At 69.4% G+C, this 17,231-nt stretch carries 15 protein-coding genes and 1 tRNA gene; 6 read left to right on the top strand and 10 right to left on the bottom strand.

The genetic code is table 11. The features are described from left to right. The first annotated feature begins 279 nt into the window (after positions 1-279). Both OG927_RS15235 and OG927_RS15230 read left to right on the top strand, forming a co-directional pair. Entirely contained in the window at positions 280-855 is a 576-nt protein-coding gene (locus OG927_RS15235) for a SigE family RNA polymerase sigma factor (RefSeq protein WP_056793347.1), read from the top strand. After that, the gene (locus OG927_RS15230) at positions 852-2,246 is read left to right on the top strand and encodes a hypothetical protein (RefSeq protein ID WP_056793348.1); all 1,395 of its coding nucleotides are present in this window, start codon (positions 852-854) and stop codon (positions 2,244-2,246) included. The genes OG927_RS15235 and OG927_RS15230 overlap by 4 nt, the downstream gene beginning before the upstream one ends. A gap of 97 nt (positions 2,247-2,343) precedes the next feature. Here OG927_RS15230 and OG927_RS15225 read toward each other — a convergent pair whose 3' ends face one another. Next, entirely contained in the window at positions 2,344-3,123 is a 780-nt protein-coding gene (locus OG927_RS15225) for an SURF1 family protein (protein ID WP_319101673.1), read from the bottom strand. Between the two features lie 62 nt (positions 3,124-3,185). Continuing rightward, positions 3,186-5,000, bottom strand: coding sequence for a S9 family peptidase (locus OG927_RS15220; protein ID WP_330320304.1), 1,815 nt, complete (start codon positions 4,998-5,000; stop codon positions 3,186-3,188). Between the two features lie 353 nt (positions 5,001-5,353). Between OG927_RS15220 and OG927_RS15215 the strand changes: the two genes are divergently transcribed. Next, a complete protein-coding gene (locus OG927_RS15215) occupies positions 5,354-5,782 on the top strand; it encodes a nuclear transport factor 2 family protein (protein ID WP_319101670.1) in 429 nt (142 codons plus the stop codon). 93 nt (positions 5,783-5,875) lie between these two features. Here OG927_RS15215 and OG927_RS15210 read toward each other — a convergent pair whose 3' ends face one another. The 3 genes from OG927_RS15210 to OG927_RS15200 all read right to left on the bottom strand — a co-directional run bounded on the left by OG927_RS15210 (position 5,876) and on the right by OG927_RS15200 (position 9,740). After that, complete coding sequence (locus OG927_RS15210; RefSeq protein WP_056793352.1) at positions 5,876-6,670, bottom strand: SGNH/GDSL hydrolase family protein; 795 nt, start codon at positions 6,668-6,670, stop codon at positions 5,876-5,878. A gap of 357 nt (positions 6,671-7,027) precedes the next feature. Next, entirely contained in the window at positions 7,028-8,944 is a 1,917-nt protein-coding gene (gene htpG, locus OG927_RS15205) for a molecular chaperone HtpG (RefSeq protein WP_330320303.1), read from the bottom strand. Between the two features lie 142 nt (positions 8,945-9,086). Next, entirely contained in the window at positions 9,087-9,740 is a 654-nt protein-coding gene (locus OG927_RS15200) for a TetR/AcrR family transcriptional regulator (RefSeq protein WP_056793354.1), read from the bottom strand. Positions 9,741-9,855: 115 nt separating this feature from the next. Between OG927_RS15200 and OG927_RS15195 the strand changes: the two genes are divergently transcribed. Then, positions 9,856-10,413 (top strand): NAD(P)H-dependent oxidoreductase, encoded by a 558-nt coding sequence (locus tag OG927_RS15195; protein ID WP_056793355.1) that lies wholly within the window; start codon positions 9,856-9,858, stop codon positions 10,411-10,413. 530 nt (positions 10,414-10,943) lie between these two features. On the opposite strand, the gene OG927_RS15190 is transcribed toward OG927_RS15195, so the two are convergent. Next, positions 10,944-11,258: a hypothetical protein gene (locus OG927_RS15190; protein WP_209470225.1), complete on the bottom strand. Its 315-nt coding sequence runs from the start codon at positions 11,256-11,258 to the stop codon at positions 10,944-10,946. Positions 11,259-11,375: 117 nt separating this feature from the next. Next, positions 11,376-11,678, bottom strand: coding sequence for a helix-turn-helix domain-containing protein (locus tag OG927_RS15185; protein WP_056793357.1), 303 nt, complete (start codon positions 11,676-11,678; stop codon positions 11,376-11,378). A 65-nt stretch (positions 11,679-11,743) separates the two neighbouring features. On the opposite strand from OG927_RS15185, the gene map reads away from it, so the two are divergent. Then, positions 11,744-12,520, top strand: a complete 777-nt coding sequence (gene map, locus OG927_RS15180) for a type I methionyl aminopeptidase (RefSeq protein ID WP_056793358.1) — start codon at positions 11,744-11,746, stop codon at positions 12,518-12,520. Positions 12,521-13,056: 536 nt separating this feature from the next. Here the strand turns inward: map and OG927_RS15175 are convergent. Together OG927_RS15175 and OG927_RS15170 are read right to left on the bottom strand one after the other, a co-directional pair. After that, a tRNA-Pro gene (locus OG927_RS15175) sits at positions 13,057-13,130 on the bottom strand. A 108-nt stretch (positions 13,131-13,238) separates the two neighbouring features. After that, positions 13,239-14,177: a metallophosphoesterase gene (locus tag OG927_RS15170; protein ID WP_056793359.1), complete on the bottom strand. Its 939-nt coding sequence runs from the start codon at positions 14,175-14,177 to the stop codon at positions 13,239-13,241. 79 nt (positions 14,178-14,256) lie between these two features. Here OG927_RS15170 and OG927_RS15165 point away from each other — a divergent pair, with 79 nt between their 5' ends. After that, a complete protein-coding gene (locus OG927_RS15165) occupies positions 14,257-14,721 on the top strand; it encodes a GatB/YqeY domain-containing protein (protein WP_056793360.1) in 465 nt (154 codons plus the stop codon). Between the two features lie 134 nt (positions 14,722-14,855). Here OG927_RS15165 and OG927_RS15160 read toward each other — a convergent pair whose 3' ends face one another. Next, on the bottom strand, positions 14,856-17,099 hold the full coding sequence (locus OG927_RS15160) for a transglycosylase domain-containing protein (protein WP_209470226.1): 2,244 nt from the start codon (positions 17,097-17,099) through the stop codon (positions 14,856-14,858). Positions 17,100-17,231: the final 132 nt, after the last annotated feature.

Raw genomic sequence — 17,231 nt, 5'->3', positions numbered from 1 at the left:
TCCGACGATGATCTCCTGACCTCCTGCAACCGCTAGTCGGATGCGGCGCGTCTATGCCGTCACTTCTTGCGTGGCTGGATGCGTTTACGGGGCATTTGGGGAAGAGCAGGTACGAATGAGGGCATGTCGCACAGCATCGAACGCGGTGCCGTTCGCGTACAACCCTGACGGGGGGAAGCGTGTCCAACTGGCGTGGCAGAGGTTCTCGACATCACAGTGGTGGGCCCGTTGCGAGGCGCTTCGGTGCGCCCGCTCCGGCGGCCCCGCGCAGCCGGCGGTATGCCGGTGATTGCGCCCATGCCCGCTGCGCGACCCACCCGGCTGCCGTCGCAGCGCGAGGGCGCTGAGGAGACGGTGGCGGCAGGAACGACGGTCGACCATCTCACCGAGACGTATCGCGCCCACTACCGGTCGCTGCTGGGTCTCGCGGCCCTCCTGCTGGATGACACGGCGTCCTGCGAGGACGTGGTGCAGGAGGCGTTCATCCGCGTGCACTCGGCGCGCAACCGGGTGCGCGATCCGGAGAAGACCCTGGCGTATCTGCGCCAGACGGTGGTCAACCTGTCCCGCTCCGCGCTGCGACGGCGCATCCTCGGTCTGAAGCTGCTCTCCAAGCCGATGCCGGACATGGCGAGCGCCGAGGAGGGGGCCTACGACCAGCTGGAGCGGGACGCGCTGATCAAGGCGATGAAGGGGCTGCAGCGCCGCCAGCGCGAGGTGCTGGTGCTGCGGTACTTCTCGGACATGACGGAGGCTCAGGTCGCGGATGCGCTGGGCATATCGCTCGGTTCGGTGAAGGCGTACGGCTCCCGGGGGATAGCGGCACTGCGCGTCGTGATGGAGGCGCAGGCATGAGCGGGCCCGAGCACAGGCACGACGATGACCGGACTGGAAACGGAATTGTGAACGACGGGCCGGACAACACCCCGCACACCGATCCGGAGCAGGACGGTGAACGGGAGCAGGGCGAGGACGCGATCGACGGCGGTGCGGAAGAGGCCCCGGCCTCACGGTCCGCGGCGGCCACGGGGACATCCGTTTCAGGGGCGTCCGCCACCGGAGACGCTGTCACCGGGAACTCCGTCACCGGGATCTCCGACTCCGTGACCACTGTCTCCGGGCCGCGCAAGGCCGGGTCGCGTGAGGCCGGGTCACGTGGGGGCGTGGAGCATGAGGCCGGTGCGTCCGGCGGGGGCACGCTGACCGAGCTCTTCGGTGCCGGCGGTGCTCCCGGCGGCGTGGACATGGACGAGGTCGCGCTGCGTCGCATGCTGCACGGCGCGGTCCGGGACCTCGAACCCTCCGACGGGATCCTCGACCACCTGCACCGCGCGGTACCCGCCCGGCGGGCCAGGCGGCGCCAGGCCGTGGTGGGAGCGGCAGCCGCGGCGCTGTTGATCGGTACGGCCGTGCCCGCGTTCGTCCATGTGACGAATTCCGAGGGCTCGGCCACCGCCAGCCCGGCCATCGCCGGCCACGGCGAGCAGGCACAGGGCGGCAACGGCCAGGACGCGGGCGACGAAGCAGGCAGCAAGCAGAGCGCCGGCCCCGCCGCCGAGCAGAACGAGGGTGTGAACGGCGAGGCCGACAGCTCCACCGCTCCGTCGGCGGGCCCCGGTACGGAGGACGAGGACGGCGGTACCGCCGGACTGGAGGACTCACCGGGCGCCGAGGCCGCGGGCATGCCCGTCTGCGGCCCCGACCAGCTCGGTGTCGCCTCCGCCCAGGCGGGATCGCCCGGCGCGGACGGCACGGTGTACGGGAGTTTCCGGATCGCCAACGTGTCCGACAGGGGCTGTTCGGTGACGAGCAACGGCACGGTGGGCTTCCAGGCGGGCGGCGCCGCCGATCCGCTGAAGATCACCGTCGTGCAGCACACCGCGGGCGACCCGGCGGCCGGTCTGCCCGATCCGTCGCTGGAGCCGGGGAAGGTGGTGCTGAAGCCGGCCATGGCGTACGAGGTGCGGTTCGCCTGGGTGCCGACGGACACCTGCCCGACCGGCGGGGGTTCGCCGAGCCCGACGCCCACGGACGGCGACGGCGGCGGAGGCATCGGGGGTGCCTCCGGGAGCGACACGGGGTCGACGGACACGGCACCGCAGTTCGGCAGCGCGGACGGCGGCCCGGCGGACGGCACCGTCGCGGTCACCCACACACCGGAGTCGGGGGCGCCGACGGCGCAGACCACCATCTCCCGTGCCTGCGCCGGCACGATCTACCGCACGGGCGTCCTGGACGCCTCGTAGCGGGACCGCCGGTACCCGGGGCACGCCGACCGGTGCGAACGCGGAGAGGCCCGCCGGATCCGTCCGGCGGGCCTCTCCGCGTCGCTGTCCCGGGCTCTCAGTCGGCGTCCGCCGCGAGTCCCAGCTCTACGTCGCGTGCCGCCTCCGCCTCGCGGCGCATCAGCCGGAACCACATGAAGAGCACGAAGCCGCCGAAGACGAACCACTCGCCGGTGTAGCCGAGGTTCTGGAAGGCCTTCAGGTCGAGCCCGCTGCCCTGGGCCGCTGCGGCGGGAACAGGCTTCATCGCCCCGCCGGCGCCGCCCGGTTCGGGCTCGGTCAGGGTCACCCAGGCGTCGTACACGTCGTACGGGACGAGATTCACGAGTGACGCCGCGCTGATCATGCCGAGCTGGCCCTCGGGCAGCCCTCCCCTGAGGTCGACACCGTCGCTGCTGGTGTTCTCGGAGGCCTGCAGATCGCCGGTCAACGTGACCTCGCCGGCCGGTGCCGCCGGCACCCTGGCGCTGTCCGCGGTGCCGGGCAGCCAGCCCCGTACGACCGGCAGTGTCTTGCCGCCTTCGGTGCGCAGCAGGTTCAGCACATAGAAGCCCTCACGGTCGTCCAACTTGCGTCCGGGGACCAGGAACTGGTCGGCGTACGTTCCCGTGGCCACGGCGGGACGACCCGACGTCTCCGTACTCACAGGCAGCAGATCGTCGAGCGGCTTCGCGGCCCGGGTGCTCGGATCGGGCTTCTTCCCGGCCTCCTCGTGCGACTGCACACGGTCCTCGAAACGGCCGAGCTGCCAGGTGCCCATGAACACACAGAACGGAATGGCCAGCACGACGAAGAGGTTGATGCCCCACCACCGGGGGGTCAGCAGGAACCTGTACACCCCTCCACGGTACGGTTCCCCGCTCCGGGCGGACGGAGCGGGGTGCACCATTTATCCGGGCCTTACACCCGTCCCAGGTGCCGCAGGGCGAAGTCCAGCTCCAGCCGGACCTGCTTGATCCGCTCCTCCACGACCAGCGAACCGTGGCCCGCGTCGTACCGGTACACCTCGTGGACCGCGTCGCGCGCGGCCAGGCGGTCCACGTAGTTGTCCACCTGGCGGATCGGGCACCGCGGATCGTTGACGCCGGCGGAGATGTAGACCGGGGCGCGCACCGCGTCCACGTAGGTCAGCGGGGACGACGCCTCGAACCGCTCAGGCACCTCGTCCGGCGTCCCGCCCAGCAGGGTGCGGTCCATCGCCTTCAGGGCCTCCATCTCGTCGTGGTACGCCGTGACGTAGTCGGCGACCGGGACCGCCGCCAGCCCCAGGGCCCAGGAGTCCGGCTGCGTACCGAGACCGAGGAGCGTCAGATAGCCGCCCCAGGAGCCGCCGGCGAGGACCAGCCCGGCCGGGTCGGCGAGGCCCGACTTCACCGCCCAGTCCCGGACCGCCGCGATGTCCTCCAGCTCGATCAGCCCGACCCGGTGTTTGAGCGCGTCCGTCCACGCGCGGCCGTAGCCCGTCGACCCGCGGTAGTTGACCCGCACCACGGCGAAACCGTGGTCCACCCAGGCGGCCGGACCGGACGCGAAGGCGTCGCTGTCGTGCCAGGTGGGCCCACCGTGTATCTCGAAGACCGTGGGGAACGGGCCGTCACCGGTCGTGGGCGTCTGTACCAGGGCGTGGATACGTCCTCCGGGGCCCTCCACCCACGCGTCCCGCACCGGCACGGAGGCAGGGGCCCCGGCCCCCGGCGGATCGAGGACGACGGCGCCGGTGGTGGACCGTACGGCGGGCGGCTGCGCGGCCGACGACCACAGGTACTCCACCGTGCCGTCCGGGCGGGCCGTAGCACCCGACACCGTCCCTGCGGGGGTGTCGACCCGGGCGGGACCCTCCGCGCCCGGCTCGTACCGCCACAGCTCGCTGCGGGCCTCGAAGTCGTGCTCGATCAGCAGCGCCGAGCCGTCCGGATACCACTCGGCGCCCACATCGCCGGGCAGATCGACCGGCAGGTCCGTCTGGGTCCCCGCGACCGGGTCCCAGATCATCGGCTCCCAGCGACCGCGGCGCTGGTGCCCGACGAGCAGCCGGGTGTCACCGGCCACCGGGGCGAAGCCCAGCACGGACAGGCCCAGCTCCTTCGTGCCGCCCTCGGTGTCGTCCAGCTCGGCGACGGTCGAGCCGTCGGGACGCACCACCCGCAGCGCGGAGTGCATCGCGTCGCCGTGCTCGGTGTGCTCCAGCGCGATCAGCGTGCCGTCGTGGGACAGGTCGCCGACCCCGGCGGACTCCCGGTGCCGGTAGATCTCCTGCACAGCACCGGCGCGGACGACGTGGACCGTCGTACCGTCCTCGTCCGTCGACCGGCCGACCACCGCGGTCCCGTCCCGGCCGATCGCCAGCCCGGCCGGGTAGGAGGGCTCCAGACCCGGAGCGGCCGGCTCGTCCGCGCCGCCGCCGAAGGGCTGCCGCATCCACACACCGAACTCGTCGCCGTCGGTGTCCGCGAACCACCACACGGCCTCCCCGTCCGGTGTCAGCACCCCGTCGGTCGTCCCGTTGGGCCGGTCCGTGACCTGGCGCTGCTCGCCGGTCTCCCGGTCCCAGGCGTACAGCTCGTACGTACCGGTGGCGTTGGAGACGAACAGCGCGCGGTGGGGAGCGTCCTGTGCCCAGTCGGGCAGGGAGACCCGGGCGGCGCGGAAGCGCTGCTCCCACTCGGGCGACTGCTCCCGCTCCGCCACGGACGTTTCGTTCTGTGTGTCGCTCATGGCCCCATCAAACCCGATGTGGCGGCCACGCCGGGCAGCCTGTGGACAACTCGTCGAAAGGCTCCCCGACCTGTGGATAACGTCCCGTCGTGCGCGTTGCAGCCTGAAGCCGAGGTCCGAAGTCCGAAGCCCGACGACTGATGGCCGAGGACTGATAGCCGACGCACCGGCGACCGGTGGGACGCCGGCCGGCTGTTGGGCGACCACGGCAGGCGGACGGCCATCCCGCTTCCCGGCGGGCGGACCGCCCGGGTGTCCCGATGCTGCACTCGGTCGAGGCATCGTGGCCGGTCAGCGGCCGACGGGCCCCGGGCGACGCCCGATTGTCAGTGGCGGGGGCCACACTCGGACCCATGACTGACACGGCCGACAAGAGCGGCAGAGCCACCACCCCGAACGGCACGGCAGAGGTGCGGGCCGCCGTGGAGGCGTACTGGGCCGCGGCGGGAGCCCGCGACTGGGACGCGTTCGCCGCCACCCTCGCCGACGACGTGGTCTACGACCTGCCGCAGAGCCGTGAGCGGATCCGCGGCAAGGAGCGGTACCTGCGCTTCAACCAGGAGTACCCGGGGGACTGGCGCGTCCGGATCGAACAGCTGGTGGCCGACGGGGAAGGGCGGCAGGCCGCCGCACGGACGCTGGTCACGGCCGGCACCGAGCGGATGCAGGCCATTCACTTCTTCACGTTCGACGCCGAGGTGCGGATCGCCACGGTCACGGACTTCTGGCCCGAGGCGTACGAGCCCCCGGCGGGCCGTGAGCACCTCGTCGAGCGGTACTGACCCACCGATGGCTCCCGGCAGTGGAGGGCGGCGGCACCGGATGTCTCCCGGTGCCGCCGCCGCGCAGGCCCAGATGATCTACGTCTACGCGCGTTACGCCGCAGAACGGAAGGCGGGCAGGTAGCCGCTCGACTGCCCGACGGCCTTGGGGTGGTACGAGTTGGTGATCGGCACCGTCACGCTGTGGATCCAGGCGTCGCCCGAGCAGAGCTCGTGCCCGGTGAACTCGTCCACCACGCTGGAGAAGGTGAACCCGGCGTTGGCGGCCCGCTTGGCGAGCACCTCGTTCAGGATGTTCGAGGCGTTGTTGATCGCTCCGCGCTCGGTCTCGGTGAGCCCGGCGATGCAGTTGCCGGAGAGCTTGTAGAAGCGCGGGTACCCCAGCACCACCACACGGGCTTGCGGTGCCCGCGAGGTGATCCCGCCGTAGAGCGAGTCGAGCTTGCCCGGCAGCGTGTTCTGCACCTGGGAGACCGCCGTGTTCACCCGGCTCACACAGGTGGCCTCGCTCTGCAGTACACAGGTCTGCATCACGTCCGCGAACCCGACGTCGTTGCCGCCGGCGGTGACGCTCACGAGGGTGGTCGACGAACTCAGTGCGCTCAGCTGACCGCTGGACACGCTGGTGGTGGTGGCGCCCGAACAGGCGACGAACTTGAACGACGACGGCGCGTTCGTGTTGGCCCAGAGGCGGGGGTAGGCGTTGGTGCTCCGCTTGCAGTCACCGCTCTCGGCGGTGTAGCTGCCGGCGCCGACGCCGGAGGAGTAGGAGTCACCGAGAGCGACGTAGTTGGCGCCCGCGGCGGAGGCGGGCTGCGCGACGCCGAGTGCGGCCACGGCGGCAATGGCGAGAGTGGAGACGGATGCCCAGAAGGTACGTACTGACATGGGGCTGCCAGCCCTTCGAAGTGTGGGGGACGGGTGGGGAGTTCGTGGGGCGAGCACGTTTGTAGCAGCCCGCGGTACCCGTCGGTAATAGGCGTGAAAAAAGTCGTCTGATATGCCCGAATGATCGTTCGGTTGTCAATGCTCCGCGCGTAGATAAACCTCTGGCAGACCCTCGAACCGGTGAAGTTCCGGGCTCTCCGTGACACCCCGATGACTCCTCTGAGTAACCATCAGGGGTGCGGCTCGTGCGGCTCGTTCATCACCCCCGTGTGCGGCGGACCGTCTCCGGAACCGCCCCCGCGCACACGGAAGCGGCCGCCAGGAGGTCCTGGCGGCCGCTTCGGTGGGGCGCGCCGGTTACAGCGTGCGCTCCAGCCGGCCGGCCATCAGCCTGCTGAAACGGGCGGGATCGGTCAGTTCGCCGCCGTCGGAGAGGATGGCCAGACCGTGGACGAGCTCGGCCGCCTCTGCCAGTGAGTCGTCGGCACCCTGCTCGGTGTCCCGCTCGGCGTAGGCCTTCTTCAGCCCGCCGATCAGGGCGTGCGAGGGATTGAGCTCGAGAATGCGCTTGATGTGCGGCACTTCCTGGCCCATGGCGCGGTACATGTTCTCCAGTGCCGGAGTGACGTCGTGCGTGTCCGACACGATGCAGGCCGGCGAGACGGTGAGCCGCGAGGAGAGCCGTACCTCCTTCACGCTCTCACCCAGCTGTTCGGTCATCCAGGTCAGCAGGCCCGCGTAGTCCTGCTGCTGCTTCTCACGCTCGGCCTCGACCTCCTTCTTCTCCTCGGCGGTGTCGAGGTCGACTTCGCCCTTGGCGATGGACTGCAGCTGTTTGCCGTCGAACTCCGGCACGGACTGGACCCAGACCTCGTCCACCGGGTCGGTCAGGAGAAGGACCTCGAAGCCCTTGGCGCGGAAGGCCTCCATGTGGGGCGAGCTCTCCATGGCGGCGCGCGATTCACCCGTCATGAAGTAGATCTGCTCCTGCCCCTCCTTCATCCGCTCCACGTACGAGCGCAGGGTGGTCAGCCCTTCCTCGTCCTGGGTCGAGGCGAACGAGGAGATCTCGAGAAGGGTGTCGCGGTTCTCGAAGTCGTCGAGCAGGCCCTCCTTGAGGACCCGGCCGAATTCCTTCCAGAGCGTGCCGTACTTCTCCGGGGCGGCGGACATCATGTCCTTGACCGTCGACAGCACCTTCTTGACCAGGCGGCGCCGTATCAGCTCGATCTGGCGGTCCTGCTGCAGAATCTCGCGCGACACGTTGAGCGAGAGGTCCTGGGCGTCGACCACACCCTTCACGAAGCGAAGGTACGTCGGCATGAGCGCTTCGCAGTCATCCATGATGAATACGCGCTTGACATAGAGCTGGACCCCGCGCTTGTGGCCCTGCATGAACAGGTCCTGAGGTGCGTGGGAGGGCAGGAAGAGCAGCGCCTGATATTCGAACGTGCCCTCCGCCTGCATACGGATCGTTTCGAGCGGATCGGTCCAGTCGTGGCTGATGTGCTTGTACAGCTCGCTGTACTCTTCGTCGGTCACGGAGCTGCGGGACCGGGCCCACAGCGCCTTCATCGAGTTGACCGTTTCGGTGCCGGGCTCGGCGCCGTCCTCGTCCGCCGTCGTGGCGGCCATACGGATGGGCCAGGTGATGAAGTCCGAGTACCGCTTGACGATCTCCCTGAGCTTCCAGGGCGAGGTGTAGTCGAAGAGCTGGTCCTCTGCGTCCTCCGGCTTGAGCCGCAGGGTGACCGAGGTGCCCTGTGGGGCGTCGTCGACGGATTCGACGGTGTACGTTCCCTCGCCGCTGGAATTCCAGCGCGTTCCGTGGCTCTCACCCGCGCGCCGGGTCAGCAGCGTGACCTCGTCGGCCACCATGAAGCTGGCGTAGAAGCCGACACCGAACTGCCCGATGAGCTCCTCGGAGGTCGCGGAGTCCTGGGCCTCCTTCAGTTCCTTCAGGAACTTCGCCGTACCGGAGTTCGCGATCGTTCCGATCAGCTGCACGACTTCGTCGTGCGACATCCCGATCCCGTTGTCGCGAATGGTCAGCGTCCGTGTCTCTATATCGGCCTCGACGGCGATATGGAGGTCGGACGTATCCGCCTGGAGCGTGTCGTCGCGGAGAGTTTCCAGTCGCAGCTTGTCCAGCGCGTCCGATGAATTGGAGATGAGCTCACGCAGGAATACATCCTTGTTCGAGTAAATCGAATGGATCATCATCTGCAGGAGCTGGCGCGCTTCTACCTGGAACTCGAATGTCTCGGCCGGCATGGGTGCGGGTTCCCTTTCTTGGGGTACGTCGTCTGGGCCGGGACAATCGTAGCCAGCCCGCGCCATTCCCACGGCCGGTTCGGGGGGCGGGTGAAGTCGCGTTGCCCGAGGGGGTGTTCTCGGCCGGCGTCGGGTCCACCGGTCAGCGTGCTGCCCCGAGCCGTGAGACCAGGTCGTGCCAGCCCTGGTCCAACGCTTCGAGGGGCATCCCCCTCCGCCTGGTCAGGTGGTGGACGAGGGCGGCGTCGATCGATCCCAGCAGGGTGTGTGCGAGCAGCTCGGTGTCGCCTTCCACCCGGGCGCCGCGCAGCAGCATGGCGACATGGCTGAGGCGCAGGCGGTGCGCCGGTACCGCGTAGGCGCGCAAGGGGTCGGTCCGGGAGGCGAGGATCAGCTCGTGGTGATCGCGTTCGTGGCGCATGACGGCAGGACCGAAGGCGTGCAGCCGCTCGGCGGCGGGGGCATCCGGGCCCATGGGGGGAGGCCCCGACAGGAAGGCGGCTTGGAGCAGCCCCTCACGGTGGTCGAGCAGCGCGATGAGCAGGCCGGTGCGGTCGCCGAAGCGTCGGAAGACGGTCCCTTTGCCCACCCCGGCGGCGGCGGCCACCGACTCCATGGTCAGGTTCGCTGCTCCGCGTTCGGCCATCAGGCGGGAGGCGGCGTCGAGCAGCCGTGTGCGGTTGCGTGCCGCGTCCGACCGCAGCTGCTCGGGTTCGCCGACGGTGGAGAGCACGAGAGCCTGCCGCGCCTTGCCCGGGTCGGGCGGCCCGGGTGGCAGGGGAAGGGAACCGGTCATGGCATCAGGGTAACGCTCGGGGAAGATAAGTGGACCGTGGTCCGTTTGAGTGGTACAACATTAAACGGACCATGGTCCGCTTGCTCCCGCAGTCTCGTCTCCCAGGAGTTCCCCCATGTCTGTACGCATCCTCGCCCTCGTCGGCAGCCTTCGCGCCGGCTCCCACAACCGCCAGCTCGCCGAGGCCGCGGTGAAGCACGCCCCGGCGAACGCCGCTGTCGAGGTGTTCGAGGGCCTGGCCGACGTGCCCTTCTACAACGAGGACATCGACGTCGAGGGCAGCGTTCCGGCTGCGGCCGCCCGTCTGCGTGAGGCGGCGGGAGAGGCCGATGCCTTCCTGCTCTTCTCGCCCGAGTACAACGGCACCATGCCGGCCGTCCTGAAGAACGCGATCGACTGGCTGTCCCGCCCCTACGGCGCCGGCGCCCTCACCGGCAAGCAGGTCGCGGTCGTCGGCACGGCCTTCGGCCAGTTCGGCGGCGTGTGGGCCCAGGACGACGCCCGCAAGTCCGTCGGCATCGCCGGCGGAGCGGTTCTGGAGGACGTCAAGCTCTCCATCCCCGGCTCCGTGACCCGTTTCGCCGAGACCCACCCGGCCGATGACGCCGAGGTCGTCGCCTCGCTCACCGAGGTCATCCGTCGGGTCGCCGAGCAGCCCGTCGCGGCTGCCTGACGCAGCCCACTCCCGCCGGCGGCGCGCCGAGGATGCCGCGTCGCCGCCGGGCACCTCACGCGGCCCCGCCCTGCCCCACTGGGGTTCCGCGTCCGGCCTGCTTCAGCCCCGCACCGGTGTTCCGTCCCGGCGGGGCATGACGCGTAGCCGCTCCGTGGGTGTTCCGGCCCGCGGCCCTCTCGCTCGCAGCCGGCATCGCCCGATGGTCCGGCGCTTCCCGATGAGCAGGCCCACGCGGCAGTGATCCGCCCACGGCCAGGCGTCGAGCCCAGGCATCACGGTGCCGGTGATGGGGACGGCCCCGTCGGGACGCCAGGAGCACCGGGCGGCGAGCGCGCGCACGGAGCCGTGCATCACGGTGACGTCACCGCTCCAGCTCCGCCACTCCTGGCCGGCGTCCCTGTTCCTGTGTGATGCCCGGCGGCTCACCACCGGCGGGCTCGCGGCAGCGCGTCGAGCCATCGCGGCGTATGCGCGCGCCCCTCGGGGGTTGCTCCTCTGCTGCACCAGCCACCGCTTGTCGCTCCCGCTCATCCCGGCTGCTCCCGTATCCGCGCCGCGAAGATGCTCAGGTCATGGCTCGCGCAGCCGCAGGCAACGGAGACCTCGACGCCGACGTGTGTACTCCGAGGGTTCCGCCCGCGGCCCGATGCGCCCCCCCGCACCTCGTGGATGTGCTCCTTCAGGCCGGTCCGCTCGTCGGGGTGCGTGATCCCGTGGGCCCTGGCGTAGTCGTCCAGGTCGACGACGACGAAACAGGACAGCTCACACGGCCAGACCGCGTCCAGCCAGGAGAGGGCTTCCCCCGCCCGCTCGTGCGCCGCGCGATCGTTCCCGTGCGTCACCGCGCCGTCCTCGTGCACCTCGGTGTGGCAGGTGGTCCGCGTGGTGCGGGGAAGTGGGGGATCCTTTCCCGCCGCTGCTGGGCCGCCGGCACTCGAAGGCACCTGCGGGGCGGCGCCCTACGAGGCCAGCCAGGCGCGTGCGCCATGACTGGAGGCGGTCGGTTCGCCAGCACCTTCAGGCTGGTTGATCTCGGCCCACACCGCGTCGAGGGAGAGGCCGAGGACATCTGCGATCGCAGCGATGGTCGGGAAGGCCGGGGTCGCTACGCGGCCCGACTCGATCTTCCGGAGGGTCTCCGGTGAGACACGGGCGTCGAGCGCGGTCTCGAGCATCGAGCGCCCGCCCCTGGCGCGACGCAACAGGGCACCGAGGCGCTGTCCGCGCTCGACCTCTGCGGGTGTGAGCGGCAACCTGACCATGTCCCGATACTAGTACCGGGATAATATGGCCGGGATAGTTATTGGTTCCCTGAGAAAGACGCCGCATGATCGAGATCCTGAACCACGTCGCACTGGACCGAGCGAAGGAGACGGGCGCCCTGGTCGCCCACATCCTGCAGACACTGAAGAGCCGCAGCAGGGTGGGCACGAACCTCCTGGACATCGACCGCTGGGCCCAGGCCATGATCGCCGAGGCGGGAGCGCAGTCCTGCTACGTCGACTACGCACCCTCGTTCGGACGCGGGCCGTTCGGCCACTACATCTGCACGGCCGTCAACGACGCCGTGCTCCACGGGCTGCCCCACGACTACAAGCTTGCTGACGGCGACCTGCTGACGCTGGACCTCGCTGTCTCCATGCGAGGAATCGCTGCGGACTCCGCCATCAGTTTCATCGTGGGCGACTCGAAGCCGTCGGAGAGCGTCGCGATGATCAGCGCTACCGAACGCGCACTGAGCGCGGGCATCGCGGCCGCCGGACCTGGAGCCCGCATCGGCGACATCGCCCACGCCATCGGTACGGTCCTCAGCGAGGCGGGGTATCCGATCAACACCGAGTTCGGGGGCCACGGCATCGGATCGACGATGCACCAGGACCCACACGTGCCCAACACCGGGCGCCCCGGGCGTGGATACAAACTGCGCCCCGGTCTGCTGCTCGCACTGGAACCGTGGGTCATGGCGGACACCGCCAAGCTCGTCACCGATGCCGACGGCTGGACGCTCCGCAGTGCGACAGGCTGCCGGACAGCACACAGCGAGCACACGATCGCCATCACCGACGACGGAGCCGAAATCCTCACCCTGCCGAAACAGGCGTGATCGCAGGGGCACAGCCACCCTGGTCCCATGCCCCCGGTGCCCCGTCGTGCATCGACGCGAGTCGCTCCCAGCGGCAAGGGGCCGGAGCCGCCTGAGCCTTCCGCACGCCCCAGTGGCCGCGTACTTCACTGCCGCGTTCTTCCCTGTTGTACGGCAGAGGCGAGAGCCCTCCCCCAGGATTCTCCTGGGGGAGCCGCCGGTCTGCGGAGCGCTCCACAGGATCCGAGCAGCGACCTGGGCGCGAGCGCGCAACGCATGGCGCACTGGCTCGCGGACATCAGCTCTCGGCCCTGTGTCCGCGCTCGACCGCCGGCATCTCGCCAGGGCGGGGCAGCGGCTCCGGGCGACGGCGGAGGCCGTCCCTCGCGAACGGATCCGCGCCGTGAGCACGCAGAAATCCGAGGCGACGGAGAAGGTCTTGGAGTGGCGAGGCGCGATGGCGGGAGGGCCGAAGCCAGGGGCCCGAGGCCCTCCCGCATACGACAAAGGCCAGGTCCTGAATTTAGGACCTGGCCTTTGACCTGGTGTTTCAGCTGTCGGGGTGGCGGGATTTGAACCCACGACCTCTTCGTCCCGAACGAAGCGCGCTGCCAAGCTGCGCTACACCCCGATGTCCACCGATTGTCTCGGCGACATCGATTACTTTAGCCCACCGGCGCCCGGAGGCGAAATCCGGTTTTGTTCCGGACGACGGAACGGCGGTTAGCGCCCGTGACCCTCAGTCGCGCGGCGTCAGCGTCAGCAGGGTCGCCTCCGGCGGGCAGGCGAAGCGGACCGGGGTGTAGCGGTTCGTGCCACAGCCTGCCGAGACGTGGAGGTAGGCGCGCTTGTCGCCGACCACGTGGCGGGAGAGGCCCTTCACCCGGTCCGTGTCCAGGTCGCAGTTGGTGACGAGGGCCCCGTAGAAGGGGATGCAGAGCTGGCCGCCGTGGGTGTGGCCGGCCAGGATCAGTGGGTAGCCGTCCGCCGTGAATGCGTCCAGGGAGCGCAGGTACGGGGCGTGGACCACGCCGATCGAGAGGTCGGCGCCCGCGTCCGGGCCGCCTGCCACCTCGGCGTAGCGGTCCCGCTTGATGTGCGGGTCGTCCAGGCCGGTGAACGCGATCTCCAGCCCGTCCTGCTTGAGGCGGCCCCGGGTGTTGGTCAGGTTCAGCCAGCCTGCCGCGTCGAAGGCGTCCCGCATCGGCTCCCAGGGGTTGTGGACGACGCCGACCGCCGGGGCGTTTCCATTGAGCCCGTGCTTGCCGTGCATCTTCTCCAGGAGGTACAGGGCGGGGTTGCGGAGCTTGGGGCCGTAGTAGTCGTTGGAGCCGAAGACGTACACCCCGGGGAACTCCATCAGCGGACCGAGCGCGTCGAGCAGCTCCGGTACACCCTCCGGGTCGGAGAGGTTGTCACCGGTGTTCACGACGAAGTCCGGGCGCAGTCCGGCCAGCGACTGCAGCCAGGCGCGCTTCTTGCGCTGTCCGCTCACCATGTGGATGTCGGAGACCTGGAGCACGCGCAACGGCCTTGCTCCGTGCGGGAGTACGGGAATGTTGATCCGTCGCAGGCGGAACGAGCGGGCCTCGAATCCGGCGGCGTACACGAGGCCGGCGGCACCGACCGCTGCGCCGACTGCCGTGACTTTCAGGGGTACTCCGTAGCGTGCGCGCATGTGCCCATCGTCGCAGACACGGTGGGACGAGAGGAAAACAGGAGGGCGGCAGGTGCTCCGTACCTGTCACAATCGCCGCATGACCACGCTCAAGTCCAAGCTCAAGGAAGACCTCACCACGGCCATGAAGGCGCGTGACGAGCTCACCTCGTCCACCCTCCGGCTCACCCTCACCGCGATCACCAAGGAAGAGGTCAGCGGCAAGTCCGCGCGCGAGCTCTCCGACGACGAGGTGCAGAAGGTGATCGCCAAGGAGGCGAAGAAGCGCCGTGAGGCGGCCGAGGCCTTCGCGCAGGGAGGCCGGACCGAGCAGGCCGAGCGGGAGAAGGCCGAGGGCGAGTTGCTCGACGCGTACCTGCCCAAGCAGCTCTCCGACGACGAGCTGAACGCGATCGTCTCGCAGGCCGTCGAGGAGGCGAAGGCCGCCGGTGCCGAAGGGCCGCGGGCGATGGGCGCCGTCATGAAGATCGTCGGCCCGAAGGTGACGGGGCTCGCCGAGGGCGGCCGGGTGGCCGCCGCGGTGAAGAAGCTTCTCGCGGGCTGAGCGGGTCGAGGGAGGACACTGCGGGAGCGTCGTGCCGGCCGGAAGGGCGGCGTGACGTACGACGCAGGAAAGGAGGGGCGCTCCCGAGCAGGGAGCGCCCCTCCTTTCCTGTTGGACCACGCGGGTCCGGGTGATCAGGGGCCGTTGCCGCCGCCGCCGCGACCGCCGTCATTGCCACCGATGACGCCGGGCGGGAGGGTGATGCCGCCGATGGCGTTTCCGCCGCCGGGCCTGCCGTTGCCGTCGTTGTCGCCGTCGTTGTCCTCCTCGCGGCCCCCGTCCTGCTCCTTGTCCTCCTTCTCCTTGGCGCGAGGCACCGAGATCGGATTGAAGGTGGGGGTCTCCGAGGCGGACAGCGCACCGGTCATCGCGGTCTTCCAGATGGGCCCGGGCAGACAACCGCCACAGACCTTCTCGTAGTACTGACCACCGATGGTGATGTTGTACATCGGCACCTTCTTGCCGACGTCGGCACCCACCCACACGGCCGTCGACAGGTTCGGCGTGTATCCGACGAACCAGGCGTCCACGCGATCGTTCGTGGTGCCGGTCTTACCCGCGTTGTCACGGTCGGTGAGGCCGGCCAGCGTTCCGGTACCGTCCTCGACGACACCCTTCAGCATCTGGTTCAGGGTGTCGGCGGTGGCCTCGCTCATGGCCCGGGAGCACGAGGACTTGGGCACCTCGAGCTTCTTGTCGTTCGCATCGGTGATGGACTCGATGGCGATCGGCGTGCAGTACGTGCCGCGGTTCGCGAACGTGGCATACGCGGCGGCCATGGCGAGCGGCGTGCTCTCCGTGCCGCCGAGGGTGATCGACGGGTGCTTGTCCGAGACGGGTTCACCGTCTCCGCGCTCGTAACCCACCTTCTTGGCCATGGTGACCGTCTCGCACAGCCCGGCCTTCTGCTCCAGCTTCGCGAAGTAGGTGTTGATGGACTTGCCGAGCGCGCTGGTCATGTCATAGGCGCCCTTCTCGGATTCCATCTCGTTCTGGAGATCCCAGGTGCCGCCGCCGGTGGGGGACCCCGAACAGTCCCGGTAGGAACTCATCGGCACCGAGATCTTCCAGTCGCTGGAGAAGCTCTGCGCCGGGCTGATGCCCTTCTCCAGGGCCGCGGCGGCGGTGATCGGCTTGAAGGTCGAGCCGACCTGGAAGCCGAAGGTGCTGCCGCCCATCTTGTTGCTGACGGCCAGGTTGAGCACCGTCTCGTTCTGCTTCTGGTCCAGGCCGTACGGACGCGACTGACCCATCGAGAGGATCTTGCCGGAGCCCGGCTGGAGCTGCACCACCGATGCCGCGATCTTGTCGTCCTTGTGGACCTTCGAGGTCGCGGCCTCGTTGGCGGCCTTCTGCGCACGCGGCGAGAGGGTGGTCTTGACGGTCAGACCGCCGAGGTTCCAGAGCTTGGAGCGCTCCTCCTCGGTCTTGCCGAAGGCCGGGTCGGTGAGGATGGTCTTGCGTACGTAGTCACAGAAGAACCCGGAGCCGCTGACAGCGGTGATGCAGCCGTTCTGCGGCTTCCTGACCTTCAGTTCGATCTTGGACGCGATGGCCTTCCCGGCCTCGCTCTGCGAGATGTTCCCGACGGCCGCCATGCGTTGCAGCACGGTGTTGCGACGCTTGGTCGCCTCCTCCGTGTCGTTGACCGGGTCGTAGCGGCTCGGCGACTGCACGAGGCCGGCCAGCAGCGCGGCCTCCTCCAGCTTCAGGTCCTTGGCGTGCTTGGAGAAGTAGCGCTGGGAAGCGGCCTCGACGCCGTAGGCCTGCTGACCGAAGAACGTGATGTTGAGGTAGTTCTCCAGGATCTTCTTCTTGCCGAGCTCTTCCTCCACCTGGATCGCGTACTTGAGCTCACGGACCTTGCGGCCGAGGGTCTGCTGCGTGGCCTCGGCGACCTTGTCCGGGTCGTCGCCCGCCTCCTCGACGAAGACGTTCTTCACGTACTGCTGCGTGAGGGTCGACGCGCCCTGCGCGGCACCGCCCTCCTGCACGTTGCGGTTCATCGCGCGCAGGATGCCCTTGAGGTCCACCGCGCCGTGCTCGTAGAAGCGCGAGTCCTCGATCGCGATGATCGCGGCCTGCATGTACGGCGAGATGTCCTTGAGCGGGACGACGGTGCGGTCGCGCGAGTAGACCGTGGCGATCGGGCCGCCCTCGTTGTCCAGGATCGTGGTCCGCTGGCTCAGCGGCGGTGTCTTGAGGTTGGAAGGGATCTCGTCGAATCCCTCGACCGTCCCCTTGGCGGCGAGCCCCAGTGCTCCGGCGGCCGGCAACGCGATGCCCGCCAGCACAGCTCCTGAGAGGGCGGCGACACCGAGGAACTTGGCGGCCTGCTGAGTCGTCGTGAGACCCCCGCCTGAGCGCTTCATTGGCATGGGTGCAGCCTACGTTCTCATTCGCCGGACACACGTACAGGCCTTGGCCTAAGCTGCTCTCAACTGTCACAGCTGACCGATTTCGTATCAACCCCTGTGCACGGCCCTTGCGCAAATCAGCCACTCATCGAG

The organism is Streptomyces clavifer, assembly GCF_036345975.1.
GTDB classification, from domain to species: domain Bacteria; phylum Actinomycetota; class Actinomycetes; order Streptomycetales; family Streptomycetaceae; genus Streptomyces; species Streptomyces clavifer.
Note: the sequence above shows the minus strand (reverse complement) of the source record. Positions and strands in the feature narration are given on the sequence as shown.